Source organism: Micromonospora sp. NPDC051141 (genome assembly GCF_044455765.1).
Lineage (GTDB): Bacteria > Actinomycetota > Actinomycetes > Mycobacteriales > Micromonosporaceae > Micromonospora.
Map to the genome: position 1 here is coordinate 99,236 of NZ_JBITFD010000007.1, position 26,891 is coordinate 126,126.

Here is a 26,891-nt window from a genome sequence, read left to right on the forward strand (position 1 = left end):
TGGTAGAAATCGGCCCTCACAGGGGCCCTTTCGTACCAAGATCTCCCTACTCACGAGTCGGTGGGTAGGAGCGGGCCGAGGGGGCCCAGGTCCAGGTTGAGGTCCTCGGGGGACAGGCCGAAGTACGCGCGGAGCTGGGTCATCTGCTCCTCCAGCGCCATCAGGGTGGTGCCGATCCGCTCGATCTGCTCGTCGGTGAGGTCACCGAGGTCCACCCGGCGCAGCGCCTGCCGTTCCATGAGCTGACGGAGCAGTTCGACGACGGTGAGCACCAGGCTGGCCAGGCCGCGCTCGACCGAGTCCTGGTCGACGGCGAGCCGGCGGTCCAGCGGCTGTACCCGGGGTGCCCGCCACTGCGGCTCGCCGAGCGCCGCCGCCAGCTCGGCCGCCTCGTCCCGGCCGGTCACAGCGAGCCCAGCGGGTCGGTCGGCGGGGCGAGCGCGCCGACGGACGCGATCAGCGCGCGCAACGAGATCCGGACCAGGTCGACGTCGGCGATGGCCAGCGTGATGTCGCCGCTGACCACCACGCCGGCGGCGAGCACCCGGTCGAGCAGGTCGACCAGGGCCACCGTCCGGTACCCGGGGTCGTCGGCCGCGCTGGGCGCGAGCGTGGTCACGCCCATGCCGGCGCCGCCTCCGGTTCCGCCACGAAGGAGTACGGCGGCCACGGGCCGGTCAGCTCCAGGCGTACCTCGGGGTGCTCGTCGGCCAACCGACGGGCGGACGCGGCGAAGTCGGGCCACCGGTCCCGGTCGATCAGGTACGCGCCGTTGAGCACCATCGCGGTGGCCGCGCCGGAGAGCCGCCGGTCCTGGGGGGCGTGCCGATGCGCGGCCACCGCCAGCCCGGCCAGCGTGGCGTGCACGGCGGCAGCCGCGTCGGCGGCGGCCTGCTGCCCCAGCTCCCGTGCGTTGAGCTGGGCCCGACGCCGGCGCAGGTACGCGGCCCCGGCGCCGCCCCCACCGGCGGGCTCCTCGGCGCCGGGCAGTGCGCCGGGCACCACGTACCCCTTGACGCCCCACTCGGTGCGGTCGGCGAGCCGGGCCAGCGTGCCGGCCAACTCGTCGCGTCGCTCGGCCAGTACGCCGGCCACCCGGGCGTCGTCGCGGTGCACGGTGGCGAGCCGCGCCGGCACCACCGCCCCGGCGCGGGCCAGCGCGTCCACCACCGCGTGGTGCGCCCGGGCGGCCCGTTCCAGCCAGGCCAGATCCTCCAGGTTGCGGCGCAGCGCGGTCTCGCCGTACTCGTGCAGTGGCACGTCGCTGACCACGGCGGCCAGGCCGGACCCGGGCACCGCGCGCACCGGCGTACCGGCGATGCCCGGCAGGTCGGTCGGGCCGGTGCCGCCCGCGACCACGCCGTGCAGCCAGACCGCGGTCCCGGCGTCCGGCTCACTCATCACGGTCCCTCCTCACGACGCGGGCGGCGACGCGCGGCCGGCGGGACGCCTCGACCTCCTCCGGGTCGCGCGGACCCGGCTCGACCGGCGGGCGGGCCCGGGAGCTGAGCCACGGATCGTGCTCCCACCAGTCGATGCCGATCTGCCGGGCGGTGTCCACCGAGGCGATGACCAGCCGCAGTTTCAACGTCAGCAGCTCGATGTCGAGCAGGCTGACCCGGATGTCACCGGCGATGACGATGCCCCGGTCGAGGACCCGTTCCAGGATGTCGCCGAGGTTCGCCGGCTCGTGGCCGGCCGGCAGCACCTGGCCGGAGTTCTGCACCACCGAGGGCTCCCGTGCCGTGCTCATGTCAGCCCCCGTCGCCCTTGCCGCGCTGGTAGCGGCGCGTCCGCCGGTAGCCGAGCAGGCTGCCGGTCATGTCCAGCTCGACCTCGTAGAGCCCGAGCAGATCGGTCGACGACGGGATGCGATGGTCCTCGACCACCTCCACCCCGACCAGCCAGCCGTAGTCGGCGGGCTGGATCGAGGTGATCCCGAGCGCGTCCTTCCCGGTCAGCGCCACCACCTGACGCAGTCCCTCGCGGGCCGCCTCGGCGGCGTCGAGCACGTCCTCGTCGTCCTCGTCGAGGTACCGCTCCCGGTCGTCCCGGGCCCGCGCCGACGTCATCGTGGTCCCCCTCGTGGCCGGCGCGACCCGCCGCCGCGATCGGTGGCCGGCCGCCGGTCGGCCCCGGGCCGCCGCGCCGGTCCGTCGCGCCGCGCGGGGGTACGGCCGCCGGCCGGCCCGGTCAGCCGCTCCAGCACCTGCTGCTGCCCCCGGTCCCGTTCCGCCGGGGTGATCTCCCCGGCGGCGGCGGCCCGATCCAGCTCCTCCAGCTCCCGCCGGACGGTGACCGGGTTGTGCTGCTGCGACTCCGCCTCCCGGGCGACCACCTTGACGATCGCGGTGAGCCCGCGCACCGGCGCGTACGGGAGGGTGAGAAGCGTCCACAGGATGTCCACGGCTCACTCCGCCAGTTGGTGCGCGCTCACGAAGTCGTACGGCGCCAGCGGGCCGATCAGGCGCATCCGGATCAGCTCCCGACGCTGCTCGGCGAAGTCCTCCACGGCCCGGATGAACTCGTCCTCGTGGTCACCGGCGACCAGGAAGGCGACGCGTACGGCGTCCATCTCGTGGCTCGGCGGCCGGACCGCGTCCGCCTCCGCGTACCGGCCCACCGCGTCGATCAGGTCCCGGTTCTGGGACTCCCGGTTCAGCTCGACCGCCTGGCTGATCATCTCGCCGAGCCGGATGCGCTGCTCCCGGCTCTGCGCCTCCGGCCGGCCGCGCACCTGGTCGGCGAGCGCGGCGGCGTCCGCGTTGGCGGCCAGCATCCCGCCGATGAACTCCGACTCGTCGAAGCGGCCGTGCACGGTGTACTGCACCCGGTCCTCGAACTCGTCGAGCGCCGCGGCGAACCGGTCGTGGTGCGCGTCGAGCAGGTCCGCGACCGCGTCCTCGCCGGTCACCACCGTGCCGAACCGCACCGGCAGCACCGGCGCGACCTCCGCCGTGCCGTCCAGCAGCCGCTCGTACGCGGTCAGGTCGGCCGGCCGGCCCAGCGGCTCGTCCAGCCCCACCGCGCTGACCAGCGCGGCCAGTTCGCCGTGCCGGACCGCGCTCACCTCGCCGGGCGGGGAGCCGACCCCCTCGGCGTCGGGGGTCGGTTCCACGTCGGACGGCACGATGCCGTAGATGAACAGCCCGTGCTCTCGGCTCATCTCCGTTCTCCCCCGTCCCGCCGACCCGGCCGGCCCTGCCCGACCTCCCGGTCGCGCGGCGCGTCCACCACCGCGCCGCCGACCCCGCCGACCGCCTGGCCGACGTCGCCGACCGCCTGACTGACGTCGCCGGCCGCCCGGCCGACCGCGCCGGCCACGCCGTCGATCAGGTCGGGCAGCGTCTGCTGGTCCTTCGGCACGATGTTCATCCGGTCGACCGTGTCGGCGAACCGCAGGTACGTCTCGATGCTGGAGATCACCACCCGGGCGTCGATCTCCAGGAGCTGGATCCCGACCACGGCGATCGACACCTGGGCGTCGATCACCACACCCTTGTCCAGCACGGTCTCCACCACGTCGGCGAGCGCGCCCCCCGCGCCACCGCCGGCGGTGCGTTCCAGCGCGCTGTCCGGCTGGTCAACCGTCGCCACGCTCATTCGCCACGCTCCTCACGACGACGCCGGACAACCGGCCGGCGGGGCGCCTCGGGAGCACGCCGGGCCCGCTCCTCGCGCGGTTCCCGCTCCTCGCGCTGCGGGCGGCGGGCCCGCTCCGGCTGCCGGCGGCGCGGCGGCGGCTGCTCCTCCACCGGCTCCTCGTCGTACTCCTCGTCGTCGAAGTCGTCCCCGGCGTCATAGGCGTCGTACTCCTCCTCCTCGACCGGGCGACGGCGCTGCGACGGACGGCGGCGGCCACGCTCGGCGGGCTCCTCGTCCCGGCCCGACTCCGGCTGCGCGCCGCCCTCCTGCTCCTCGCGGAGCGCGGTCTCGTGGTCCCTGACCACCTGGGAGTCCTGGATCTCACCGCGCCAGCCCTCGACGGAGTCCGGGTCGAGCACGGTCTCGGTCATCACGTGCCGGACGAAGTGCTTCAGCTCCAGCCGGACCCGACGGCCCTGCGCCCGCCACAGGTTGCCGGTGTGCTCGAAGAGGCCCTGCGGGTGGTACTCCAGCACGACCAGGATGCGGGTCAGTTCCGGGGCGACCTCGTGGAAGCTGACCGTGCCGTCGACCGAGCCCTTCTCGCCCTTGGACCGCCAGTGGATCAGCCGGTCCGGGATCTGCCGGACGATCGTCGACTCCCAGGTGCGGTGCGACCAGAGGACCTGTGCCTTCCAGGTCATCTTCTCGTCCTCGTCGTTGTCGGCCTGCTCGACCTTCTTCATGAAGCTCGGGAAGTCGCCAAAGGTGGTCCACTGGTTGTACGCGACCCGGACCGGCACGCCGACCTCGATGGTCTCCACGATGTTGGTGACCTTGAGCTTCTTGCCGCCGCCCTTGCCACCCTTGCCGCCGCCGAACGCCGACATCAGCTTCTCCTTACCGCCGGCCAGGCCGGCATGGAACATGGCCTTCAGCGGGGACTGGCCGTCGGCGAGCTTCTGCGCGCCGGTGGCCGCGGCGACCAGGCCGGGGCCGCCGCCCTGCTTCGCGTACTCGCTGAGTCGCCCGGTGGCGCCGGTGACCCGCTCGGTCACCACCTGCACGGCGCGCTCGCCGATCGCGGAGGCGAGGTTGCGCAGTTCGCCGCCGATCTGGTCGCGGGCCCGGTCGGTGAGTCCGGTGGGGGGCATGGTCACCGCCCCCGTCGCCGGCGCACGGCTGCCGGCTGCTCGTCGTAGTCGGCCTCGTCGTCGGCCCCGGGCTGCTCGTCCAGCTCCGGCTCCTCGTCGGGCGCCGACCGCCGACCGTCCGCGGACTGCTCGCCGGCGGAACGACGTCGCAACGCGTCGGCGCTGCCACGCAGCCGGCCGCTGACCGCGTCGATGCCGCTGCCGGCGGCGGCGGTCGCGGCGGCCCGGCCGGCGGTGACCAGCGGCGCGCCGAGCCGGGAGAGGTTGGCCAGTTGCGGGTTCGACCCGAGCAGGCCGGTGGCCATCTGCTTGAGGCCGCCCGGATTCCGGCTGGCCCGGCCGGCGGCCACGGCGGCGGCCAGGGTGAGGGCCGTCCGCAGCTTCCTGCGCCGGCCGAGGACATATCCGAAACCGACCGCCAGGGCGATCCGAGCTCCGCTCTTCATCAGTTCTCCTTCGCTCCCCGGCGGAAGGGACACCTCATGCGTGGAGCAGGACCGGGAAAACAGCTGCCGAGGATCAGCGAAAAGAGGGCCTGCGGCCGGTGTCCCGCATCAGCGGACCCGGCGGGCAGTACCCGCCATGCCATTCACAAAACATTTATTCGGCGAACTGGAACCGCTGCTCAGGATGGGCGAAACTTCGCATCGAAGCGCGAAGGAGCAGGGAGTACGCGCAAAGGTTGTCGCGCGGCAAGCAACGGACTCAGCGGGCCGGGAGGGCTGAATCCAGACACATCCGGGCGGACAGTTTTCCGCCTTCTTCGTGCAATTCCGCACCGCATTTGCGAAGGACAGAAATGGCTCCGGCATTGTCCGGCGTCGTATCGGCGACGACCGTGCGCATGCCGGCCGCCGCGGCGGCGTGCAGCAGCTCCCGCAGCGCGGCGGCACCGAGCCCGCGCCCGCGCGCCGACCGGCCCAGCCACATCCCGGTCTCCACCGTTCCCGGCTCGTCCCGACGGGTCATCCGCACCATGCCGACCACCTCGCCGCCGGACACGATCGCGTACATCAGCGTGCGGGTGGGGCCGTCCAGGCCGCCGAAGCTGGCGCGGTGGAACTCGCGGAACGCGTCCCGGCGGGCCAGCGACCAGCCGGCCGGGGCGTCCACCGGAGGCATGACGTCCTCCGGTTCCGCCTCCGCCGCCGCTACGGAGAGCAACGGTTCCAGGTTCCGCTCGTCCACCGGCTCCAGCCGTACCGCACCCGTCACCAGCCGGAGTCTGCCGGCCGTTCCGGCGCACGTCCACCCCTTTGCCGACTCATTGCCGGTACGGCGGAGCGGGTCGACCGGTCGTACCCCCGGGGCGTTCCGCCTCACGCTCCGTTGTCATCCGACCGGCCCTTCCGGCGTGAGCGTGCTCACCTCAGGGGCGCGAACTCACAGAGCGCCACCGTGGCGTCGTCGGACCGCTTCCGGCGGCGCAGCCGGTCCGGGTGGTCCCGCTCGGCCGCCCGGACCCGGTCGACCAGCCCTTCCGGCCCCTCCACGGTCACCACCTCCAGGAGACCGGCCCAGTCGAAGAGCCCGAACTGCTCGACCGCGCACGACGCGCCGTCAGTGAGCAACACGGCCCGGCGCAGCGCGTTCGGCCCGCGCAGCGGCACCGTCCCGGTCACCGCGTGGTACGCCGCGTCCGGGTCGCCGGCCGCCGCCCAGTACCCGTGACTGCGGTTCATCCGGGTGCGCTGCACCGTCACCGCGCGCCGGAACCGGGTCGCCGGGTCGACCCCGGCGTCGGGCAGCGCGGCGGCGGTCCGACGCAGGTCCGCCAGCGCGTCCGCCAGCCGGTCGTCGGTGACCACGTCGATGCCGGCGCCGGTGTCGAGCACCAGCGGGCTGTCGCAGAGGACCAGGTAGTCGACCTGGTCCCCACCGCAGCGCAGCAGGCAGACGGTGGACGACGGGGTGCCGGGATGGTCGAGGTCGCAGGAGTCGCCGTGGTCCGCCCGCACCGCCAGGATCGCCGCCGCCAGGCTGCTCATCAGCGTGGCCGCGGGGCGGGCCGCGACCGCCAGGCCGATCCGGGCGGCCAGGTGCCGGACGTACCACGCCGGGCCGTGCACGCAGCCGGTGTCGAAGCCGTCCGGCACGGTGGCCCCGTCGAGGACGCCGACGAGCGGGCCGAACCGGAAGACCACGTCCTCGTTCTCCGGTCGCCCCGGGGCCGGATCGGACGCGGATCGCACCCGCATCATCGGCGCCTCACCGACCGGCCGGGCCGTCCCGCTGCCGGTCGCGTACCGGCGGTCCGGTGCCCCCATCGCCCCACTCCCTCCGTCGCCCGCCGCCTTACCCGGCCGGCGCACGGCCATGCGGCGCATCCCGGCAACTCTCCGTCACCGGCGGGGGGCTGGCGGTAGCGTCGAGGGCGACCGATCGGACCGGGGACAGGGGGATCGCCATGTTGGAGCGGTTGCACGAGTCGGGAATCCGGGCGGAGCACGCCTATCTCGCCGGATTCGTCAGCATCGGACTCTCGTTCACGAGCTGGTTCCTGTCCAAGAGCCTGGAACGCGCCGGCGTGGACCGGGCGGACCGCTGGGGCATCTTCATCGGCGAGTGGGCGCCGACGTTCTTCGCCATCGGCAACGGGCTGCGCTCGTACGAGAAGTGAGGCCGGTCAACGCCGCCGGTTGCGGGCCCGCGACGAGCGGAGCCGGCGCAGCCGGCCGATCAGCACCGGCTCGGCCGCCAGCGCGGCGGGATGGTCCAGCAGCCCGTTGAGGAGCTGGTAGTAACGGGTCGCGGAGAGACCGAACGTGTCCCGGATGGCCTGCTCCTTGGCGCCGGCGTGCTTCCACCACCGCGACTCGAAGGCAAGGATCCGCAGCTCCCGCTCGGTGAGCCCCGCGCTCTGCACCGACGGCGCGGGCTCGGGCTCCACGGAGGGCGCGGGCTCCACCGACGGCGCGGGCTCGGTCGGCGGTACGGGCTCGGTCGGCGGTACCGACTCGGCGGGGGGCGCGGTGCGGGGCGGGGGGACGGCGGCGCCGGGCGCTGCCCGCGTACCCCCGACGTGTGGTGGTGGGTCGGACCGCTCGGCGGCGGTCCGGTCCGTGGCGTCGGCGGACATGGTGCTCCTCTCCGACGGCGACTGACCGGCGCGAAGACGCGCCGGCCGGGGAGACCCCAGCGTAGCCAGGGCCGTCCCCGGCCGCATCGTCCCGCGCGGTCCGCGCCGCCGGCTTCCCGCCGGCGGCGCGGAGAACGTCAGGCGACGTCCCGCCGACGCATCGTCCAGAACGCGGCGACCAGGGCCGCCACGGCGCCGATGCCGAACACCACCGCCGACTGCTGCCAGGTGACCACGTACTTCGCCGGCTCGCAGGCGCCCCGGGCGAACTCGCAGGTGTCGTAGTCGAACAGCTCCGCCTGCTTCATGAACCACGACTGGGCGTACGTGGAGAGCACGTAGCGGTCGCCGAACGGCACCGACAGCACGCCGACCGCGATCCGGATGCCGACCTCGCTGACCGCGAACAGCGCCACCGCCGCGCCCAACGCCATCGCGGTGTGCCGGCCCAGCGAGGCGAGCGCGAACGCGACCGCGCCGACGACCAGGATCAGCGCCACGGCGCGCAGCCCGTCCAGCCCGATCGAGCGCCACACCCCGGCGGTCATCTTCGCGGTGGTGCCCCGCTGGGTGCCGATCAGCCAGAACACGGCCGTCCACAACGCGCCGAGCACGACGCTCAGCCCGAGCACGGTGGTGAGCAGCGCGGCCAGCTTGGTGCCCAGCACGGCGAGCCGTTTCGGCCGCCAGAGCAGCAGGTTCATCATCCCGCCGGTGTTCCACTCGGCGCCCACGAAGGAGGCGCCGACGATGAACGCGAAGAGCGCCACCGCGCCGGCGAACACGGCGATGAACGTGGGGAACTCGGCCCGGAAGTCGAACTGGTAGGGCAGGTTCCACTTCGGGTCGAACATCTCCGGCTGCGGCTGGTAGTCCTTGCCGCAGTTCGGGCCGTAGCGCTCCTCGGTCTGCTCGCCGCGGGCCTGCGCGGCCTCGCACTCGGTGACGCTGCGCTTCCACTCCTCGACCGACCTGCGGTACTGCGCGTCGGAGTCGGCCTGCGCGGCGGCCACCACCTCGGGCGAGAGCTTGTGGCTGGAGAAGCTGAACGCGGTGGCCACGGTGGCGAGCCCGACCACCAGCAGGACGAGCAGCAGGCGGGTGACCCGGCGCTTGGTGAGCCGGCGCAGCTCGGTGACGAACAGGCTCATGCGCCCCAACCTCCTGCGGTGCCGGTCTGGTCGACCTTGGCGGACTGATCGACCTGACGGTGCTGGCCGGGGACCGGCGCGGTGGCGGTCAGTTCGAGGAAGACGCTCTCCAGGTCGACCGCGACCGGGGTGAGCTCGCTGACGTACAGGTCCTGCTCGGCGAGGAGCCGGCTGACCACGGCCGGCTTGTCCACGCCGGACAGCATCAGGTGGTCGGCCTCGGCGGCGACGCGGATCCCGGACCGGGTCAGCGTCTCCTCGGCCCGGGGCAGGTCGGCGACCGCCTCCAGGCGTACCCGCACGGCGCCCTGGGAGTGGGCGGCGAGCACCTGCTCGACCGGCCCGAAGGCGACCCGCCGGCCGAGCGAGATGATGGTGACCGAGTCGCAGATGAGCTGGATCTCGCCGAGGATGTGGCTGGAGAGCACCACGGTCATGCCGGATTCGGCCAGCTCCCGCATGAGCCGGCGCATCTCCCGGATGCCGCCCGGGTCCAGGCCGTTGGCCGGCTCGTCCAGGATCAGCAGCTTGGGGTTCTTGAGCAGCGCGGACGCCACGGCGAGCCGCTGCTTCATGCCGAGCGAGTAGGTCTTCACCCGCTCGCCGGCCCGGTCACGCAGGCCGACCAACTCCAGCACCTCGTCGACCCGCTGCTTCGGCAGCTCGCCGGCCTGGGCGAGCAGGCTCAGCGTGTCCCGCGCGGAGAAGTGCGGGAAGAACTGCGGGCTCTCCACGATGGCACCGACCTGGCCGGCCACCGCCGGCAGCGACCGCGGCAGCTCCTGGCCGAGGATGGCCATCCGGCCGCCGTTGGGCCGGATCAACCCGAGCAGCGTCCGCAGCGTGGTGGTCTTGCCGGAACCGTTCGGGCCGAGGAAGCCGTGCACCTGGCCGGCCTCGACCCGCATGTCGAAGCCGTCGAGCGCGTGGCGGACCCCGCGTTTCCGGCTCCGGTACGTCTTACGGAGACCCTCGATCTCCAGGACAGCCGACACAGCTGACCTCCCCCGATGTAGGTGACAGCGACACCATACGCGGTATGCACCGGAAGGCAATACCCGGTATGCACAGGCGCTCGGGGTGTCGCTCTCAGGCGCAGACGACGTGCACGCCGGCGTCGCGGAACGCCTGCACCACGTCCGGGGCCGCGCCGGAGTCGGTCACCAGCGTCTCCACCCGGTCCACCGGGCAGATCCGGGCGAATGCGTGCCCGCCCAGCTTCGACGAGTCGGCGATCACCACGACCCGCTTGGCCCGGGCCACCATCAGGCTGTTCATGGCCGCCTCGCCCTCGTGGTGCGCGGCGGCGCCGAGCTGCGGGTCGATCGCGTCCACGCCGAGCAGCGCGACGTCGAGCGTGACCTCGCGCAGCAGCGCCCCGCCCAGCGGGCCGACCAGCTCGAACGACTTCGGCCGGACCACGCCGCCGGCCACCACCACCTTCATCCGCGAGCGCACCAGCAGCTCGTTGGCGATGTTCAGCGCGTTGGTGACCACGGTGAGCTGGGCGCCCTCGGCGCTGGTGTTCAGGTCCGGGCGGACGGCCAGCGCGCGGGCCACCTCGGTGCTGGTGGTGCCGCCGTTCAGGCCGACCACGGTGCCCGGGGAGACCAGCGCGGCGGCGGCGGCCCCGATCCGCTGCTTCTCCGCCGAGTGCTTGGCGGTCTTGTAGCGCAGCGGCAGGTCGTACGAGACGCCGTTGGCGACCGCGCCACCCCGGGTCCGGGTGATCATCTGCTGCTGGGCGAGCTGGTCGAAGTCCCGCCGGATGGTGGCCTGGGAGACCGCCAGCCGTTCGGCCGCCTCCTCGACGGTGACCCGGCCGCTGTCGGTCAGCATCTCAAGCAGTGCGTTCCAACGCGCGTAGCGGTCCACCGCGGGGCCCTCCCCTGACTGTGCACGTACGGTGATTGGTTGCGTGCACAGTAGTGCGCGAAACTACGTCTGCGCAAAACCCTGGCCTGCGCGAATGAGGAGACGGTTGCCACGCCCGCCCCACTTCGCGCAGAATGACGCGCGAAAGAAGGCCCTATCGCGCCGTATTGCGCAAGGTCTCCCTCGGCGAGGAGTTGTCATGCCGTACGTGCACGCGGAGATCGCGAGCCAGCCCGACTGCTGGCGCGAGGCGGCCCGGCTCGCGCCGACCGTCGCCGACCACCTGCCGCGCTCCGGCGAGCGGGTCGCCGTGGTCGGCTGCGGCACGTCGTGGTTCATGGCGGCGGCGTACGCGGGCCTGCGCGAGCAGGCCGGTCTGGGCGAGACCGACGCGTTCCAGGCCAGCGAGTTCCCCACCGGCCGGCGCTACGACCGGCTCATCGCGATCACCCGCTCCGGCACCACCACCGAGGTGCTCGACCTGCTCGCCGCGCTGCGCGGGCGGATCCCCACCACGGTCCTGGTGGGCGATCCGGTCGCACCGGCCGGGTCGCTCGCCGACGCCACCGTCGCGCTGCCCTTCGCCGACGAGCGTTCGGTGGTGCAGACCCGCTTCGCCACCACCGCGCTCGCGCTGCTCCGCGCCCACCTCGGCGAGGACCTCGGCCGGCTGGCCGCCGACGCCGAGGTGGCCGTCCGGGCACCGCTGCCGATCGACCCGGCCGGCATCGACCAGGTCACGTTCCTCGGACGCGGCTGGACGGTCGGGCTGGCCCAGGAGGCCGCGCTGAAGTGCCGCGAGGCGGCCACGTTCTGGGCCGAGGCGTACCCGGCCATGGACTACCGCCACGGCCCGATCTCGATCGGCGCCCCGGGCCGGTTGGTCTGGGCGTTCGGCGGCATCCCGGACGGGCTGGCCGAGGACGTGGCGGCCACCGGCGCGGCGTTCGTGCACAGCCGTACGCACGGCTGCCGCACGGTGCTGACGAGCTGGGCGGCCGGCCGCAACCCGGTCGACCCGATGGCCGACCTGATCCTGGCCCAACGGTTCGCCGTGGCGCTGGCCACCAGCCGCGGCCTCGACCCGGACGCCCCCCGCCACCTGACCCGGTCCGTGGTTTTGGCGTGAGGGCGCGCGACGAGGTCGTCGTCGCGCTGGACGTGGGCGGCACCGGGATGAAGTGCGCCCTGGTCCGGCCGGACGGCACGACCGTGCACACCGAACGGCACGCCACCGCCGCGCAGCGCGGGCCGGACGCCGTGGTCGGCACGATCCTCGACGTGGCCGAAGGGCTGGCCGACAAGGCCCGCGCCGACGGGTTCACGCCGGTGGCCTGCGGCATCGCCGTGCCGGGCGTGGTGGACGAGGCCCGTGGCGTGGCGGTCTGGTCGGCGAACGTGGGCTTCCGGGACGTACCGCTGCGGAACCTGGCGGCCACCCGCCTGCGCCTGCCCGCGGCGCTCGGCCACGACGTGCGGGTGGGCGGCCTGGCCGAGGCCCGGCTCGGCGCCGGCCGGGACGCCGGCCACGTGCTCTTCGTGGCCATCGGCACCGGCATCGCCGCCGCGCACGTGGTCGACGGGTCGGCCGCCGCCGGCGCGCACGGCGCCGCCGGGGAGATCGGCCACATCCTGGTACGCCCCGGCGGCCCGCGCTGCGGCTGCGGTCGGGTCGGCTGCCTGGAGGCGGTGGCCTCGGCCTCGGCGATCGGCCGCCGCTACACCGAGTTGGCCGGCGCGCCGGCGACCGCCGCCGAGGTGGTCGACCGGGCGGTGTCCGGTGACCCGCTCGCCGGCACGGTCTGGCGGGAGGCGGTCGAGGCGCTCGCCGACGGCCTCGCCACCGGGCAGGCGTTGTACGACGTGGCGACCGTGGTGATCGGTGGTGGGCTGGCCCAGGCCGGTCCCCGGCTGTTCGACCCGCTGCGCGACGCGCTGCGCGAGCGGTTGACGTTCCACCGCGAGCCGCGCCTGGTCGCGGCGGCGCTCGGCGACGAGGCCGGTTGCCTCGGCGCCGCCCTGCTGGCCCTGGACACCCTGGCGAAGGAGAGTCGATGACCCGGCGCGTGACCGGCAAGGTGGTGACCCCGACCGGTGTCATCCGGCAGGGCTGCGTGGAGGTCCGGGACGACCGGATCACCGCGGTCGCCGACTACCCCTCGGTACGCGACGGGCACTGGATCGTGCCCGGCTTCGTGGACATGCACACCCACGGCGGCGGTGGACACACGTTCACCACCGGCGATCCGGAGTCGGCCCGCCAGGCCGCCGCGTTCCACCTCGACCACGGCACGACCACGCTGCTGGCCAGCCTGGTCAGCTCCCCGTTCGCGCTGATGCGCGACGCCACCGCCGCGTTCCGGCCGCTGGTCGAGGCGGGTGTGCTCGCCGGCCTGCACTTCGAGGGCCCCTACCTGTCGGCGGATCGCTGCGGCGCGCAGAACCCGGAGTTCCTCCGTGACCCGTCCACCGACGAGCTGACCGAGCTGATCGAGTTGGGCGGCGGCGCGGTGCGGATGGTCACGGTCGCCCCCGAGCGGGACGGCGCCACCGAGGCGATCGAGTTGCTGGTGGCGAACGGCGTGGTGGCGGCCGTCGGGCACACGGACGCCACCTGGGCGCAGACCCGCGCGGCGGTGGCTGCCGGCGCCAGCGTCGGGACCCACCTGTTCAACGGGATGCGCCCGGTGCACCACCGTGAGCCCGGCCCGGTGGTGGCGTTGCTGGAGGCCCCGAACGTGGTCTGCGAGCTGGTCGCCGACGGCGTGCACCTGCACGACGGCATGCTCGGGTTCGCCAGTTCGGTGGCCGGCCCGGAGCGGGCCGCCCTGATCACCGACGCGATGGCCGCCGCCGGCATGCCCGACGGGGAGTACGAGCTGGGTGGCCAGGCGGTCACCGTGGCCGGCGGTGAGGCCCGGCTCAGCCGGGACGGCGCCATCGCCGGCAGCACGCTCACCATGGACGCCGCGCTGCGGCACGCGGTCGGCGCCGGCGTCACGCTGCCCGACGCGGTCCGGATGGCCGCCACCACCCCGGCCCGCGCGCTCGGGCTGGGCGACCGGGTGGGCGCGCTCCGGGCCGGGCTGCGCGCCGACCTGGTGGTGCTGGACGACGACCTGAACGTGGTCCGGGTGATGCGCGCCGGCGAGTGGGTGCGGTAGGCGGCCGGTCGCCCGGCGGGCCGGCTCGCACCGCACGCCTATGATCAGGATCTGTTCCGCCACGCCGGCGAAGCTGTCCCGACTCAGCGAGGACCCAGATGGCCCGCCCGTACCAGCCCGGACCGAAGCAGTTCGTCTTCGCGGCCGGAGACGGCAACGACCAACCCGTCTCGGTGGGTGACCCGCAGGAGGCGTACGAGGCGTTCTCCGCGTTCTTCCGGGGTCGCGGGTCCGACACCTACACGATCAGCGACGAGGCGGCGGGGCAGCGGCTGGTGCTCATGCCCCGGCGGGGGGCGATCTCCCGGTTCGAGGACGCGGACCCACCCCGCTCGGCGCACCTCCTGGTCGACCGGCGCAACCGCTACCTGCCGAGCGCGATGCTGTTCTTCGAGAACGGGTACGCCGGTCTCGACCACTTCGGGCAGTGGCTGCCCGACCTCGCCGACCTCGACGCGACACCGGAGACCCGCGGCGCCGCCCGCGCCGCCATGTTCACCACGGAGGCGGCGGCGATCGGCGAGGTCGGCCGGATCTGGGCGGATTCCGGCATCGTCGACCCGACCGACCAGTACCACGTCTTTTTCGAGTCGCAGGGTCTCGACGACGACCGGGCCGAGCGGGCCGAACTGCTCCAGTTGATCGCATTCCTCGGTCTCGAACGCGTCGACGCCCCGGCCGGGGCCCCCGGGGGCGAGGTCTGGGTGCGTACCGAGCCGCGCCTGGACGCCGAGTGCGCCCGGTGGGCGTGAACGAGTTCGAGCGCTCCGTCGTCGACGGTAGTCACACCGTCGGGGTGGGGACCTCGACGCCCAGCACGGCCTGCTCGTCCGGGCGGTGCACCAGCACGTCGGCCAGGTACGAGTGGACGGCCCGGCGCATCCCGACGTCCCGGCCGGCCTGCTCGGAGAGCAGCCACTTGTGCTCGATGATCTGGGCGAACAGCTCCTGCGGCTCCAGCTTGCGCCGCAGGTGCGCCGGCACCGCCCGGACCACCGGCTCGAAGACCTCGGTGAGCCAGCGGTGCGCCGCCTGCTGCTCGTCGGTCAGATCGCTCTCCACCCGGTAGGCGTCCAGGTCGTTGAGGAGCTTGCGGGCCTGGTTCTCCTCGGCGTCCAGGCCGGTGAGCCGCAACAGCCGGCGGGTGTGGTAGCCGGCGTCGACCACCTTGGGCCGGACCAGGTAGCGCCCGTTGTCGACGGTCGACAGCGCCACCTCGGCCACGTCGAAGCCCAGCTCGTTGAGGCGGCGGATGCGGCCCTCGATGTCGTGCCGGGCGGCGCGCTCGACCTGCTGCTCGTAGGTGATCTCGTGCCAGAGCCGCTCGTAGCGCTGGACGACCTCCTCGCAGACCACCTCCGGGTCGATCGACTCGTGCAGCAGGCCGGCGGCCTGAAGGTCGAGCGCCTCGCCGAAGATGTTGACCCGGGCGATCTCCAGGTCCTCGCCGCGCTGGCCGTTGGAGAGCGAGGTGTGGAGCGCCCCGGTCTCGGCGTCCACCAGGTAGGCGGCGAACGCGCCCGCGTCCCGGCGGAACAGCGTGTTCGACAGTGAGCAGTCGCCCCAGAAGAAGCCGGTCAGGTGCATCCGCACGATCAGCGCAGCGAGCGCGTCCAACAGCCGGTTCATCGTCTCCGGGCGCAGCGTGTTGGAGAACAGCGCCCGGTACGGCAGCGAGAACTGGAGGTGCCGGGTGATCAGCACCGACTCGAGCGGCTCCCCGTCGTCGGTCTGCCGGTCGGCGACGATCGCCACCGCCTCGACCGACGGGAAGTCGATCCGCTCCAGCGCCCGCAGCAGGTCGTACTCCCGCTCAGCGATCCGCTCTCGGGTCTCCTTGAACGCGTACACGTAACCGCCGAGCCGGACGAACCGCACGATGTGCCGGGAGATGCCCTGGGGCAGCGCCACCAGATGCTCGGCAGGCCACTGCTCCAGCGGGGTCGACCAGGGGAGGTCGAGCAGCGCCGGGTCGACGAGGGCCGAGGTGATCCGCACGGCAACCAGTGTGACCGCTGACCCGGCGGAGCGCTTCCCTTCGTGGTTCGGCACACAACCGCCGATGCCCGGCCGCCGTCGCCGGCCGGTAGCGTGGTCGCGTGCGCCAGATCTCAGGGGTACGCCGCGACCTGCGGCTGCGGCCCGTCCGACCGACCGGTTGGTGGTGTGACGGGCTGCTGCTCGCCGCGCTGGTGGCGCTGACCGTGGCGCTCGCCGCCGGGCACCTGTTCGGGCTCGACCGGGCGGTCGCCGACTGGTCGGCCGCGCACCGGCCGACCGCCGCCCGGTGGGTGGCGATGGCGTTCAACCTGCTCGGTCAGGGCACCCCGCTGACGCTGCTGGCGGCCGGGCTGGGCGTGCTGCTGGCGTGGCGGATGCGCTCGGTGCGGGCGGTGCTGCCGCCGGTGACCGCGTTCGTGCTGACGTTCTTCACCATCGGCCCGCTGAAGGTGTGGACGGCCCGCCCGGCGCCGAGCGCGAGCGTCAAGGAGCCGTTCCTGCCGCCCGAGCAGACGCTGCCGTTGTTCCAGCACGAGTTGCCGGTGCGCTTCGCCCAGTCGTACCCGTCGGGGCACGTGGCGAACGCGATCGTCTGGTACGGCGTCCTCGCCCTGCTGCTGGTGCCGCTGCTGCGCACGGTCGGCCGCACCGTGCCGGCCGGGCTGGTCACCGTGGTCCGGGTGGTGCCCCCGACGGTGGTCTTCTGCACCACCGTCTATCTGGGCTGGCACTGGCTCACCGACTCGGTCGCCGGGTTGTTGCTCGGCCTGCTGCTGGACCGGCTGCTGCGCCGGGTGCCCTGGAACGCCGTGCCGCTGCCGACGCGGCTCGGCGGCTGGGCCCGGCCGGTCGACCAGCTCGACTGAAGAATCCGCCTCTTGTCCCGGCGCATCGACGCCGGTATACATTTAGCAACCTTAACAGTTAAGTTTGTTAAATGTAGGAGGTGCACGTGCTGGCGAGACGAATCAGCCGCTGGCTGTCGGCCGGCGCCGCCGGTCTGCTGACCGCGGCCATGGCGGTGGTGGTGGCCGCCCCGGACGCCCGGTCGGCCGTCGCCGACGACGAGGCGTGCCGACCCGACGGGCTCTACCGCACGCCCGGGGTGTCGGTGCCCTACTGCACCGTCTACGACACCGCCGGCCGGGAGAAGATGGGCGCGGACCACACCCGCCGGATCATCGGCTACTTCACCAGTTGGCGGACCGGCCGCAACGGCGCCCCGGCCTACCTGGTCAACCAGATCCCCTGGCAGAAGGTCACCCACATCAACTACGCGTTCGCGCACGTCGACGGCGCCAACAAGATCTCCGTCGGCAACCCGGCCGCCGCGGACAACCCGGCCACGAACATGACCTGGCCCGGCGTGGCCGGCGCCGAGATGGACCCGGCCCTGCCCTACACCGGGCACTTCAACCTGCTCAACAAGTACAAGAAGCAGCACCCGAACGTCCGTACGCTGATCAGCGTCGGCGGCTGGGCCGAGACCGGCGGCTTCATCGACGACAGCGGCAACCGGCTCGACTCCGGCGGCTTCTACCGGATGACCACCACCGGCACCAACACCGTCAACACCGCCGGCATCACCACGTTCGCCGACTCGGTGGTGACGTTCCTGCGCACGTACGGCTTCGACGGGGTGGACATCGACTACGAGTACCCCACCTCCAACAACAAGGCCGGCAACCCGCTCGACTTCGCCCAGGCCGACGCCAAGCGGGCCGGCCTGAACGCCTCGTACCAGGTGCTGATGCGCACGCTGCGGGAGAAGCTCGACCGGGCCGCCGCCACCGACGGCCGGCACTACCTGCTCACCGTGGCCGCGCCCGCGTCCGGGTGGCTGCTGCGCGGCATGGAGTCCTACCAGGCGTTGCAGTACCTCGACTACGTCAACGCGATGTCCTACGACCTGCACGGCGCGTGGAACCACTTCGTCGGGCCGAACGCGGCGCTCTACGACAACGGCGACGACGCCGAGCTGGCCGCCGGCGGCGTGTACGGCGCGTACTCCGGCATCGGCTACCTGAACACCGACTGGGCCTACCACTACTTCCGCGGCGCGCTGCCAAGCGGCCGGGTGAACATCGGCGTGCCCTACTACACCCGGGGCTGGCAGGGCGTCACCGGCGGCACCAACGGGCTGTGGGGGCGGGCCGCGCTGCCCGACCAGACGAAGTGCCCGGCCGGCACCGGCGGCTCGATCGGCTCCACCACCCCCTGCGGCAACGGCGCGGTCGGCATCGACAACCTCTGGCACGACCTCGACGCCGCCGGCAACGAGGTGCCCGGCGGCGCCAACCCGATGTGGCACGCGAAGAACCTCCAGGCCGGCATCACCGGCGACTACCTGACCGGGTACGGCCTCACCCCGGCCACCGACCCGGCCGACCGGATCAGCGGCAGCTACGCCCGCAACTACTCGGCGGCGCTGGCCGCGCCCTGGCTGTGGAACGCGGAGAAGAAGGTCTTCCTCTCCACCGAGGACGACCAGTCGCTCGCCGCCAAGGCCGACTACGTGGCCGCCAAGGGCATCGGCGGCGTGATGATCTGGGAACTGGCCGGCGACTACGGCTACGACGCCGCCAAGGGCCGGTACGGCATGGGCGACACGCTCACCACACTGCTCTACGACAGGCTGAAGACCGCGCCGGCGTACGGCGCCCGCAAGGCGAGTATCACCATGCCCACCCGGACGCTGGACGTGACGGTCGACATGGGCGGCTTCGCGCTCGGCGACAACAACTACCCGATCAACCCCGAGCTGCGGCTGACCAACAACACCGGCGCGCCGATCCCGGCCGGCGCGCAACTGGAGTTCGACTACCCGACCACCACCCCGGCCACGCTCAGCCAGCAGTCCGGCTGGGCGCTCACCACGGTCTCCACCGGCCACACCGGCAGCAACGTGGGTGGCCTGAAGGGCGACCACAACCGGGTACGCCTCACCGTGCCGGCCGCCATCGCGCCCGGCGCGTACGCCGAGGTGACGCTCAACTACCAGCTCCCGATCTCCGGCCCGGCGAACGTCACGCTCGCGTTCGGCGGCCAGACGTACGCGCTGGCCTCGGACCGGGCACGCGGTGGCGAGGTGGTCAGCCCGTCGCCGAGCCCGACCGGCTCCACCCCGCCCGGCGGGGGCACCTGCACCGCGCCGGCCTGGTCGGCGGCCACCGCGTACTCCGGCGGGGCGACCGTGTCGTACGCCGGGCGCACCTGGACCGCGAAGTGGTGGACCCAGGGCGAGACGCCGGGTAGCGCGGCGGTCTGGGCCGACCAGGGCGCCTGCGGCGGCTCCCCGACGCCCACCGCCGCGCCGACGCCCACCGGCACGCCGACGCCCACCGGCACGCCCTCGCCGACGCCCACCGGCAGGGCGTGCACGACGCCGGCCTGGGTCGCCGGCACGGCGTACTCCGGTGGTGCGGTGGTGTCCTACGGCGGGCACCGGTGGACCGCGCGGTGGTGGACCCAGGGCGACGTCCCGGGGACCAACAGCCAGGGCGTCTGGACCGACAACGGGCCCTGCTGACCTCGATCCCGGTGCCGCCGGCGGAATCCCGTCGGCGGCACCGGCCGTTCACGTCCGGCCCCTAGGCTGCCGGTGTGGAACAGCTGGCACGCCGGCTCGGCGTACCCGACGCGGTCGTCATCGGTCTGGGGTCGATGCTCGGCGCGGGCGTCTTCGTGGTCTTCGCACCCGCCGCGTCGGCGGCCGGCGGCGTCGGGCTGCTGGTCGCGCTCGCGCTGGCCGGCTTCGTCGCGTTCTGCAACGCCACCAGCTCGGCGCGGCTCGCCGCCCGCTACCCGGAGTCCGGCGGCACCTACGTGTACGGCCGGGAACGCCTGCACCCGTTCGCCGGTTTCCTCGCCGGCTGGGGGTTCGTGGTCGGCAAGACGGCGAGCTGCGCGGCCATGGCGCTGACCGTCGGGGCCTACCTGTGGCCGGGGCGGGCGCGGCTCGTCGCGGTCCTCGCGGTGGTGGCGGTGACCGCGGTGAACCTGCGCGGCATCGGCAAGACCGCGACCGCCACCCGGATCCTGGTCGCGGTGGTGCTCACCGTGCTGGCCGTGGTGGCGGTGACCGGCACGCCGCAGGTGACTGCCGACCGGCTCACCGCCTCCGCCGATGTCGGGGCGCACGGCGTGCTCACCGCCGCCGGCCTGCTCTTCTTCGCGTTCGCCGGGTACGCGCGGATCGCCACGCTGGGCGAGGAGGTGCGCGACCCGGAGCGCACCATCCCCCGCGCGGTGCCGCTGGCGCTCGGCGCGGTGCTGGCGATCTACCTGACGTTGGCCGTGGTCGCGCTCGGCGTGCTGGGCACCGACCGGCTGGCCGCCTCCCCGGCGCCGCTTGTCGACGTGGTGACCGCCGCCAGCCGGCCCGGACTGGCCTGGCTGGTCCGGGCCGGGGCCGCCGTCGCGGTGACCGGGGTGCTGCTCTCGCTGCTGGCCGGCGTCGGACGCACCACGCTGGCGATGGCCCGCCGACGCGACCTGCCGGGCGCGCTGGCCGCCGTGCACCCCCGCCACCGGGTGCCGCACCGGGCCGAGCTGGCGGTGGCCGCCGTGGTGATCGTGGTGGTGGCGCTCGCCGACGTCCGGGGCGCGATCGGCTTCTCCAGCTGCACCGTGCTGGTCTACTACGCGATCACCAACGCCGCCGCGCTGACGCTCGGGCGGGGCGGGCGGCTGCTCGCCGCGCTGGGGCTGGCGGGCTGCCTGGTGCTCGCGGTCAGCCTGCCGCTGCCCAGCGTGCTCGGCGGCTTCGGCGTGCTCGCCCTCGGCGCGCTCTGGTACGCCCTCCGCCGCGCCCGCACGACCTGAACCGGATCACTCGGTAGCGCGTGGGTGGCCGGCACCCGCGTAGGTCAGCCACAGCGTGCGGCGCTCGTCGTCGATCAGGTACCAGATCCGGCCGCCGCCGGTCACCTCGTACTGCCAGCGTTCCAGGTCCTGACCCTTCCAGTGGCTGGTCGCCAGCGAGCCCTTGAGGCGATGGTGACGGTCGGGATTGGCGGTGGATCGCGGGCCCGACCGAAGCGATTCGAACGCCCGGCGCAGGTTCGTCGGCACCTGGCGGGCCAGTTGCTCCCAGCCCTCGGCGGCAGCCGAGTCAGCGAAGCGCAGTTCGTACTCCCCGCCGACGGATGGTGGGGCCGCCCGGTCGCCCCGCTTGGGGCTCACGGCTGGGCGTCCGGCTCGGGCACCGGGCCGAAGTCGCCGCTGGGTTCCCGACCGACGTGTTCGAGCAGGGTGGGATCGGCGTGCACCTCGGCGGTGTGTCGCCACTGGGTGAGCAGGACCGCAACCGGCGACAGGTTCTCCAGCGAGGCGGCACCCTGCGCGGTCGTGGTCAGCTCGGCGAGCAACTGATCGACGTCCTCGTCGGGCAGGAAAGCCACCCAGGGCAGCGCTTCGCCCAACACGCGACGGACGACCGCCGACGGCTCGGTACGCACCATGCCGGCCAACAGCCGGGCGGTGAAGTCGACGACGACGGCGTCCCGTTCCAGCTGGTCGGCGCGAGTCAGCGCCAGGTCACCGGCACCCCGGCGGCGTAGCCGCAGGGCGCGTACCTTCTCCAGCCGGTCCGCGGTGGCGGCCGGATGGTGGAGGAATTCACTGAACGGAAGCTCTTCGTAGACCGCACCCACGACCTCCACACTACCGTGGAAGTCGACTCGACGGGATCACTCGTCCGGGTGCCTGGGCGGGGGCACGGGCGTGGTCTCGCGCAGCAGGGCGGTCAGCCCGGCCCGCCGGGCCACCACCGTCAGCCGGTCGCCGGCGTGCACCACCACACGCGGATCGACCGACCAGTCGCCCTTCTGCCCGGCCCGGGTGTGCGCCAGCAGGCGCACCTCGCCGGGGCGGGCCACCGCGCCGAGCGGGCGCCCGTCCAGCGGCGAGCCGGCCACCACCGGCACCTCGGTGACCAGCAACGCGTGCCGGTCGACCGGGATGGTGGCGATCACCGCGCGGTCCAGCAGGGCCGCCGCGAACGACGGCGCGGCCAGGTAGGAGACGCTGCGCGAGATGCCGATGCCGAACGCCTGCTGGATCCGCTCGGCGAAGTCGCCGTCGAACAGCCGCAGCACCACCCGCAGGTCGGCGTCGAGGGAACGGGCGATCAGCGCGGCGCGCAGGTTCGCCCCGTCGTCGGTGGAGACCACCACCAGCGCCTGGCTGGTGTCGACCGAGGCGGAGCGGAGCGTCTCCTCCAGGCCGGCGTCACCGACGATCACCGGCACCCCGAGCCGGTGCGCCAGCGCCGCGCCGCGTGCGTCCGGGTTCTTGTCGATGGCCACCACCTCGACGCCGAAGTCGTGCAACTGGGCCATCACCCGGGTGCCGATGTTGCCCAGCCCGACCACCACCACGTGCCCGGAGCGGTCCGGCTGGATCCGGCCGGTGTGCAGGGCCAGCCGGGCGTTGACGACGCCGTCGACCACGGCGGCCGTGATCAGCGGGATCAGCGCCAGCCCGGCCAGGTTCAGCACCACCTGCATGACCTGCGCGGCGACCGGCTTGTTGACGTCCGGGTCCTGGCCGCTGAGCGTGGTGACCAGGGTGAGGTAGAGCGCCTCACCCCAGGTGACCGCCGCCGCGCGGGCGTTCAGCCAGCCCAGCACCGCGATCACCCCGAGCAGCACCAGCACCGCGATGCCGATCTTGCGGGTGGCGAAGCTGCGGATCGCGCGGAGCAGCACCTCCACCGGCTGCCGGCGTCGCCGGGCCCGGACCAGCCGGCGCGCGGCCAGCTCGGTGCCGGGTGGCCGGCCGGTCGCCTCGGCCAGCACCACGTCGGCCGTGGCCTCGTCGGCGGGCAGCACCCGGACCAGCTCCGGGTCGGTCGTGACGGCCAGGCCGCAGACCACGTCCTGCGGGCGTACGTCGGCGCGGCGGGCCACGTAGAGCGTACGGCCGGCGTGCCGGAAGTGGGTCGGGGCCACTTCGCCCAGCGCGGCGGCGACGAAGGCGGGCGCGGCCATGGACGCGTCGGAGAGCACCGCCGAGCCGGGGAAGAGCTGCCGCAGCCCGTCCGCCAGGTTGGTGTTGAACATCCGCGCCACCAGGCGCAGGCGGGGCTCGACCTCCTGGGCGCAGAGCGCGGCGTGCATGTTGCCCACGTCGTCCTGGTGCAGCAGGGCCAGCCCGTCCGCGTCGGCCAGCCCGGCCCGGCGGAACGTGGCCTCGTCGAGCCGGTCCGCCGCGACCACGCGTACCCCGGGCACGTCCCGCCCGTCCGGGCCGTCGGAGCGGCGGCGCTCCGGCACCACGAGCGTGACCCGCACCTGACCGGCGGTCGGGCCGGCGCCGAGCAGTGCCCGGACCACCCAGTAGGCCAGCGGGTCGGAGCCGCAGACCACGAAGTGGGGGCGCTCGTCGCCGTTCGAGCGGAGCCGCCACCCGGTCGCGCGGCGCGCACGGTCGCGCAGGGGCTCGGCCATGCCCGGATCGTAGTCAGCCGCTCGCGAGGCGCACAGCCCCCTGCGATCTTGAAGGCATGGTGCCGCCGGGTACGGGTAGAGCACCGCCATGCAGACGTTCCTGCCGTATCCGGACTTCCTGGCCAGCGCCCGGGTCCTGGACCAGAAGCGGCTGGGCAAGCAGCGCGTGGAGGCCATCCAGGTGCTGCGCGGGCTGACCCGCCCGGACTACGGCTGGCGCAACCACCCGGCGGTGAAGATGTGGGCCGGGTACGAGGAGGCGCTCACCCGGTACGGGCTGGACATGTGCGCGGTGTGGTGCGAGCCGGGTCGGGCGGACACCTGCGCCGCCACGCTCGCCACCGACCTCGCCGCCGCCTGCGGCATCACCACGATCCGGGCCCAGGACGCGCTGGCCGCCACCGGTGACCTGCCGCCCTGGCTGGGCCGCGACGACCTGCACCGCAGCCATCGTTCGTCGCTGCTGCGCAAGGATCCCGCCCACTACGCGCCGCTCTTTCCCGCCGACACCCCGCCCGACCTGGACTACGTCTGGCCCCCTTCCGACCGCCCCCGCCACTGCCTGCCGTGAAAGGCGGGGGCCTTACACCTCGGGCAGGATGGGAGCACTGTTGAGCGGAGGGTGGGGCGTGGGGCTGTCGCAGAAGGTTGGTCGGCTCATCGGCGTACGCGAGCACGTGGTGGACCCGGGCGGTGGTGGCGCGCCGCGCGTGCCGCACCCGGCGTCGGCGCTGGTGGTGGGTGGTGGCATTGCCGGGATGTCGGCGGCGGTGGTGCTGGCCGAGCGCGGCGTGTCGGTGACCGTGCTGGAGGCCGCGCCGCACCTCGGCGGCCGGCTCGGCGCCTGGCCGGAGGCGCTGGCGGACGGCCCGCAGCAGAACGAGCACGGGTTCCACGCGTTCTTCCGGCAGTACTGGAACTGGCGCTCGATCCTGCGCCGCGTCGACCCGACGCTGGGGTTCCTCAAGCCGATCCCCGGCTATCCGATCCTGTCCGCCCAGTGGCCGACCGAGGAGTTCGGCAAGCTGCCACCGGCCCCGCCGGCCAACCTGCTGGCGCTGCTGCTACGCAGCCCGAGCCTGCGCCTGACGGACCTGCGCGCGATGGACCGGGACGCCGCGTTGCCGCTGCTCACCTACGACCCGGTGCGCACCTACGCGGAGTTCGACGAGCGGACCGCGGACGAGCTGCTCACCTCGCTGCGGCTGCCGGACCGCGCCCGCGCCATGCTGTTCGAGGTCTTCTCGCACTCGTTCTTCAACCACGAGGCGGAGATGTCGGCCGCCGAGATGATCGCCCAGTTCCACTTCTACCTGCTCGGCAACCCGAAGGGGCTGGCCTTCGACTGCCCGGACGAGGACTACGCGACGGCGATCTGGGAGCCGCTGACCCGGTACGTGGAGAAGCACGGCGGTCGGGTGCTGACCGGCACGCCGGCGGCCCGGCTGGACCGTACGCCGGAGGGCTGGCGGGTGACCGGCGCCGACGGCGACGGCTGGGAGGCCGGGCATGTCGTGCTCGCCGTCGACCCGCCGGCGCTGGCCGCGCTGGTCGACGCCTCCCCCGGCCTGGTCGCGACCGCGCCCGAGCTGGTGGCCCGGATGCCCGCGTTCGGCCGGCCCGGCCCGCCGTACGCGGTGGCGCGCTACTGGATGGACGGGGACGTCCGCCGGGACCGGGCGGTGTTCAGCGGCGTCTCCCGCCAGCCCACGCTGGACTCGGTGACGCTGTACCACCGGCTGGAGGCCGAGCCGCGCCGCTGGGCGGAACGCACCGGCGGTTCGGTGGTGGAGTTGCACGCGTACGCCTGCGAACCGGACGTGCCCGCCGACGAGCTGGCTGCCCGGATGCTGCGGGAGCTGACCGCGCTCTGGCCTGAGGTGGCCGACCTTCGGGTGCGTGAGCTGCGGGCCCGGGTCGAGGCGCAGGCCCCGGCGTTCACCCCGGGCAGCCACGCCGGCCGGCCGGGGGTACGCACCGACGCCGAGGGGCTCTATCTGGCCGGGGACGGGATCCGGACCGAGTTTCCGAGCGCGTTGATGGAGCGGTCGGCGGCCACCGGGATCATCGCGGCGAACCACATTCTGCGGGCGGAGGGCGCGGCGGCCGAGCCGGTCCGGTCGATCCGTCCGCGCGGCCTGCTGGCCGGCCGGTCCCGATGATCCGTCAATAAACAGTCAAAAAACGCATTATGGTCGGGCGGTGAGCACCGCGACGCGGACGGAGGAGCGGCGGGACGAACGGTCGGTCGTGGTCACCGCGCTGCGGCTCGGCTGGTCCATGGCGGACGCCTACCACCACGCGCAGACCGCCGACCTGACCGACGACGGGGACCGGCCGGCCACCGCCCCCGCGAAGCTGTCCAACCTGACCGAGATGTCGGGGCGGCACCGGCTCGGCATGTACCTGGACGGCGTGGACGTGGCGCTGGCCCGGATCGCCGCGCTGACCCCGGCCGGCCGGGTGCTGCCGGCGACCGCCGCCGCCCGGCGGGCCGCCGGGGTGGACCGCGAGCCGCTGCTGTTCGCGCTCGACGAGCTGAACGTCGACGTGCTGCGCTGGACGATGGCCACCGACCACCGGGTCGGGGTGGCGTACCGGCTCGGCCGTTCGCTCGCCGACACCGTCCGGCGCGGTGACGGCTCCGAGCTGGTCCGGCGGTTCGGCGGGCGGCAGATCCAGCTCAGCCGGTGGCTGGACGAGCTGGCCAGCGCGCTGCCGCCGTACTCGGCGGCGGTGGTGCGCCGGTCGCTGGCCGCCTGGACCACCGCGGTCGGTCGCGCCTCGGTCGGCGACCCGACCGAGGCCGGGCTCGCCGAGTTGGCCCGCGAGCTGCGCAACCAGGGCGACCTGTGGCGGGACGTGCTGACCGGCGGCCTGCATCCGCGGGACCTGCTGGACGAGGAGAACTGGGCGGTGGTGGCCCGGAACCTGATCATCCGGGACCGGAAGCTGGTGGTGCAGGCGGCCCGGGGCATCTTCTGGCCGGTGCTGGCGCCGCTGGTGGTGGTGCTGCTGGCGGTGGTCGGCGTCAGCGCCGCGGCGGCGGTCGGCTCCCCCACCACCCGGGCGGCGGTGGCGCTCGTCGGTCTCGGGGCCGGGCTCACCGCGATCTGGCGGTCGATCTCCACCCCGACGCTGTCGGTGGCCGCCGAGGTGAACCGGCCGCTGCTGGAGAGCGAGCTGGTGGCGCAGATGAGCGCCCGGATCGACCGCCCGCTCACCGCCGCCCGCCGGGCCGGACGGGCCGGCCGGCAGCGACCGCCCTCCGACGGGAGATCGAAATACGTTGCCCGGGTCTCCGGCGTGGACCTACCGTGAACGCGCAAGGTCAACCACCGCTCCGGGAGCCGTCCATGTCGCTGCGATCCGCCACCACGAAGACGTCGTGGCTGCTCGGCGACGGCTGCCCAGGGTCCGGACGGCCCGAC

At 73.8% G+C, this 26,891-nt stretch carries 29 protein-coding genes and 2 pseudogenes; 11 read left to right on the top strand and 20 right to left on the bottom strand.

Annotated features, from left to right (window positions below):
* Window positions 1–50: 50 nt before the first annotated feature.
* The 12 genes and pseudogenes from ACIA6B_RS15560 to ACIA6B_RS15615 all read right to left on the bottom strand — a co-directional run bounded on the left by ACIA6B_RS15560 (window position 51) and on the right by ACIA6B_RS15615 (window position 7,006).
* Window positions 51–407, bottom strand: a complete 357-nt coding sequence (locus tag ACIA6B_RS15560) for a gas vesicle protein K (RefSeq protein WP_396773794.1) — start codon at window positions 405–407, stop codon at window positions 51–53.
* On the bottom strand, window positions 404–625 hold the full coding sequence (locus ACIA6B_RS15565) for a gas vesicle protein (protein ID WP_396773796.1): 222 nt from the start codon (window positions 623–625) through the stop codon (window positions 404–406). Before ACIA6B_RS15565 ends, ACIA6B_RS15560 begins: the two co-directional genes overlap by 4 nt.
* The gene (locus ACIA6B_RS15570; RefSeq protein ID WP_396773797.1) at window positions 616–1,401 is read right to left on the bottom strand and encodes a GvpL/GvpF family gas vesicle protein; all 786 of its coding nucleotides are present in this window, start codon (window positions 1,399–1,401) and stop codon (window positions 616–618) included. The genes ACIA6B_RS15565 and ACIA6B_RS15570 overlap by 10 nt, the downstream gene beginning before the upstream one ends.
* Before the next feature lie 151 nt (window positions 1,402–1,552).
* A pseudogene (gene gvpJ / locus ACIA6B_RS15575) lies at window positions 1,553–1,753 on the bottom strand (gas vesicle protein GvpJ); the annotation flags it as partial.
* 1 nt (window position 1,754) lies between these two features.
* Window positions 1,755–2,072 carry a gas vesicle protein gene (locus tag ACIA6B_RS15580; protein WP_396773799.1) on the bottom strand — a complete coding sequence of 106 codons (318 nt, stop codon included), beginning with the start codon at window positions 2,070–2,072 and terminating at the stop codon, window positions 1,755–1,757.
* The gene (locus tag ACIA6B_RS15585) at window positions 2,069–2,407 is read right to left on the bottom strand and encodes a gas vesicle protein GvpG (RefSeq protein WP_396773801.1); all 339 of its coding nucleotides are present in this window, start codon (window positions 2,405–2,407) and stop codon (window positions 2,069–2,071) included. Before ACIA6B_RS15585 ends, ACIA6B_RS15580 begins: the two co-directional genes overlap by 4 nt.
* Before the next feature lie 3 nt (window positions 2,408–2,410).
* Window positions 2,411–3,166, bottom strand: coding sequence for a GvpL/GvpF family gas vesicle protein (locus ACIA6B_RS15590; RefSeq protein WP_396773803.1), 756 nt, complete (start codon window positions 3,164–3,166; stop codon window positions 2,411–2,413).
* Between the two features lie 215 nt (window positions 3,167–3,381).
* Window positions 3,382–3,567, bottom strand: a pseudogene (gvpJ, locus tag ACIA6B_RS15595) (gas vesicle protein GvpJ); the annotation flags it as partial.
* 32 nt (window positions 3,568–3,599) lie between these two features.
* Window positions 3,600–4,739: an SRPBCC family protein gene (locus ACIA6B_RS15600; RefSeq protein WP_396773805.1), complete on the bottom strand. Its 1,140-nt coding sequence runs from the start codon at window positions 4,737–4,739 to the stop codon at window positions 3,600–3,602.
* 2 nt (window positions 4,740–4,741) lie between these two features.
* Window positions 4,742–5,185, bottom strand: coding sequence for a hypothetical protein (locus tag ACIA6B_RS15605; RefSeq protein ID WP_396773807.1), 444 nt, complete (start codon window positions 5,183–5,185; stop codon window positions 4,742–4,744).
* A 259-nt stretch (window positions 5,186–5,444) separates the two neighbouring features.
* On the bottom strand, window positions 5,445–5,954 hold the full coding sequence (locus tag ACIA6B_RS15610) for a GNAT family N-acetyltransferase (RefSeq protein WP_396773809.1): 510 nt from the start codon (window positions 5,952–5,954) through the stop codon (window positions 5,445–5,447).
* A 149-nt stretch (window positions 5,955–6,103) separates the two neighbouring features.
* Window positions 6,104–7,006, bottom strand: coding sequence for a hypothetical protein (locus ACIA6B_RS15615; RefSeq protein ID WP_396773811.1), 903 nt, complete (start codon window positions 7,004–7,006; stop codon window positions 6,104–6,106).
* Between the two features lie 140 nt (window positions 7,007–7,146).
* On the opposite strand from ACIA6B_RS15615, the gene ACIA6B_RS15620 reads away from it, so the two are divergent.
* Entirely contained in the window at window positions 7,147–7,359 is a 213-nt protein-coding gene (locus tag ACIA6B_RS15620) for a hypothetical protein (RefSeq protein WP_091069881.1), read from the top strand.
* A 6-nt stretch (window positions 7,360–7,365) separates the two neighbouring features.
* On the opposite strand, the gene ACIA6B_RS15625 is transcribed toward ACIA6B_RS15620, so the two are convergent.
* From ACIA6B_RS15625 to ACIA6B_RS15640, 4 genes are all read right to left on the bottom strand, one after another.
* Window positions 7,366–7,818, bottom strand: a complete 453-nt coding sequence (locus tag ACIA6B_RS15625) for a DUF3263 domain-containing protein (protein ID WP_396773813.1) — start codon at window positions 7,816–7,818, stop codon at window positions 7,366–7,368.
* 137 nt (window positions 7,819–7,955) lie between these two features.
* Window positions 7,956–8,969: an ABC transporter permease subunit gene (locus ACIA6B_RS15630; protein WP_396773815.1), complete on the bottom strand. Its 1,014-nt coding sequence runs from the start codon at window positions 8,967–8,969 to the stop codon at window positions 7,956–7,958.
* Window positions 8,966–9,964: an ATP-binding cassette domain-containing protein gene (locus tag ACIA6B_RS15635; RefSeq protein ID WP_396773817.1), complete on the bottom strand. Its 999-nt coding sequence runs from the start codon at window positions 9,962–9,964 to the stop codon at window positions 8,966–8,968. The genes ACIA6B_RS15630 and ACIA6B_RS15635 overlap by 4 nt, the downstream gene beginning before the upstream one ends.
* A gap of 94 nt (window positions 9,965–10,058) precedes the next feature.
* Window positions 10,059–10,844: a DeoR/GlpR family DNA-binding transcription regulator gene (locus tag ACIA6B_RS15640; RefSeq protein ID WP_396773819.1), complete on the bottom strand. Its 786-nt coding sequence runs from the start codon at window positions 10,842–10,844 to the stop codon at window positions 10,059–10,061.
* A gap of 199 nt (window positions 10,845–11,043) precedes the next feature.
* Between ACIA6B_RS15640 and ACIA6B_RS15645 the strand changes: the two genes are divergently transcribed.
* The 4 genes from ACIA6B_RS15645 to ACIA6B_RS15660 all read left to right on the top strand — a co-directional run bounded on the left by ACIA6B_RS15645 (window position 11,044) and on the right by ACIA6B_RS15660 (window position 14,760).
* Window positions 11,044–11,973 carry an SIS domain-containing protein gene (locus ACIA6B_RS15645; RefSeq protein ID WP_396773821.1) on the top strand — a complete coding sequence of 310 codons (930 nt, stop codon included), beginning with the start codon at window positions 11,044–11,046 and terminating at the stop codon, window positions 11,971–11,973.
* Window positions 11,970–12,902, top strand: a complete 933-nt coding sequence (locus tag ACIA6B_RS15650) for an ROK family protein (protein WP_396773823.1) — start codon at window positions 11,970–11,972, stop codon at window positions 12,900–12,902. Before ACIA6B_RS15645 ends, ACIA6B_RS15650 begins: the two co-directional genes overlap by 4 nt.
* A complete protein-coding gene (gene nagA, locus ACIA6B_RS15655; RefSeq protein WP_396773825.1) occupies window positions 12,899–14,008 on the top strand; it encodes an N-acetylglucosamine-6-phosphate deacetylase in 1,110 nt (369 codons plus the stop codon). The genes ACIA6B_RS15650 and nagA overlap by 4 nt, the downstream gene beginning before the upstream one ends.
* A 98-nt stretch (window positions 14,009–14,106) precedes the next feature.
* Window positions 14,107–14,760: a hypothetical protein gene (locus ACIA6B_RS15660; RefSeq protein WP_396773827.1), complete on the top strand. Its 654-nt coding sequence runs from the start codon at window positions 14,107–14,109 to the stop codon at window positions 14,758–14,760.
* A gap of 31 nt (window positions 14,761–14,791) precedes the next feature.
* Here the strand turns inward: ACIA6B_RS15660 and ACIA6B_RS15665 are convergent, their stop codons facing one another.
* A complete protein-coding gene (locus tag ACIA6B_RS15665; protein WP_396773829.1) occupies window positions 14,792–16,060 on the bottom strand; it encodes a DUF4032 domain-containing protein in 1,269 nt (422 codons plus the stop codon).
* 47 nt (window positions 16,061–16,107) lie between these two features.
* Here ACIA6B_RS15665 and ACIA6B_RS15670 point away from each other — a divergent pair, with 47 nt between their 5' ends.
* The 3 genes from ACIA6B_RS15670 (at window position 16,108) to ACIA6B_RS15680 (ending at window position 20,833) form a co-directional block, all read left to right on the top strand.
* Window positions 16,108–16,875 carry a phosphatase PAP2 family protein gene (locus tag ACIA6B_RS15670; RefSeq protein WP_396773831.1) on the top strand — a complete coding sequence of 256 codons (768 nt, stop codon included), beginning with the start codon at window positions 16,108–16,110 and terminating at the stop codon, window positions 16,873–16,875.
* A gap of 86 nt (window positions 16,876–16,961) precedes the next feature.
* Window positions 16,962–19,538 (top strand): chitinase C-terminal domain-containing protein, encoded by a 2,577-nt coding sequence (locus ACIA6B_RS15675; protein WP_396773833.1) that lies wholly within the window; start codon window positions 16,962–16,964, stop codon window positions 19,536–19,538.
* A 74-nt stretch (window positions 19,539–19,612) separates the two neighbouring features.
* Window positions 19,613–20,833, top strand: coding sequence for an APC family permease (locus tag ACIA6B_RS15680; RefSeq protein ID WP_396773835.1), 1,221 nt, complete (start codon window positions 19,613–19,615; stop codon window positions 20,831–20,833).
* 6 nt (window positions 20,834–20,839) lie between these two features.
* Here the strand turns inward: ACIA6B_RS15680 and ACIA6B_RS15685 are convergent, their stop codons facing one another.
* The 3 genes from ACIA6B_RS15685 to ACIA6B_RS15695 are packed head-to-tail and all read right to left on the bottom strand — an operon-like array spanning window position 20,840 to window position 23,460.
* Window positions 20,840–21,193, bottom strand: coding sequence for a hypothetical protein (locus tag ACIA6B_RS15685; protein ID WP_396773837.1), 354 nt, complete (start codon window positions 21,191–21,193; stop codon window positions 20,840–20,842).
* A complete protein-coding gene (locus ACIA6B_RS15690) occupies window positions 21,190–21,663 on the bottom strand; it encodes a hypothetical protein (RefSeq protein ID WP_396773839.1) in 474 nt (157 codons plus the stop codon). Before ACIA6B_RS15690 ends, ACIA6B_RS15685 begins: the two co-directional genes overlap by 4 nt.
* Window positions 21,664–21,699: 36 nt before the next feature.
* The gene (locus ACIA6B_RS15695; RefSeq protein ID WP_396773841.1) at window positions 21,700–23,460 is read right to left on the bottom strand and encodes an NAD-binding protein; all 1,761 of its coding nucleotides are present in this window, start codon (window positions 23,458–23,460) and stop codon (window positions 21,700–21,702) included.
* Window positions 23,461–23,548: 88 nt separating this feature from the next.
* On the opposite strand from ACIA6B_RS15695, the gene ACIA6B_RS15700 reads away from it, so the two are divergent.
* The 3 genes from ACIA6B_RS15700 to ACIA6B_RS15710 are packed head-to-tail and all read left to right on the top strand — an operon-like array spanning window position 23,549 to window position 26,781.
* The gene (locus tag ACIA6B_RS15700) at window positions 23,549–24,031 is read left to right on the top strand and encodes an MSMEG_6728 family protein (RefSeq protein ID WP_396773843.1); all 483 of its coding nucleotides are present in this window, start codon (window positions 23,549–23,551) and stop codon (window positions 24,029–24,031) included.
* A gap of 58 nt (window positions 24,032–24,089) precedes the next feature.
* Entirely contained in the window at window positions 24,090–25,622 is a 1,533-nt protein-coding gene (locus ACIA6B_RS15705; RefSeq protein WP_396774144.1) for an FAD-dependent oxidoreductase, read from the top strand.
* A gap of 40 nt (window positions 25,623–25,662) precedes the next feature.
* Window positions 25,663–26,781 carry a hypothetical protein gene (locus tag ACIA6B_RS15710; RefSeq protein ID WP_396773845.1) on the top strand — a complete coding sequence of 373 codons (1,119 nt, stop codon included), beginning with the start codon at window positions 25,663–25,665 and terminating at the stop codon, window positions 26,779–26,781.
* Window positions 26,782–26,891: the final 110 nt, after the last annotated feature.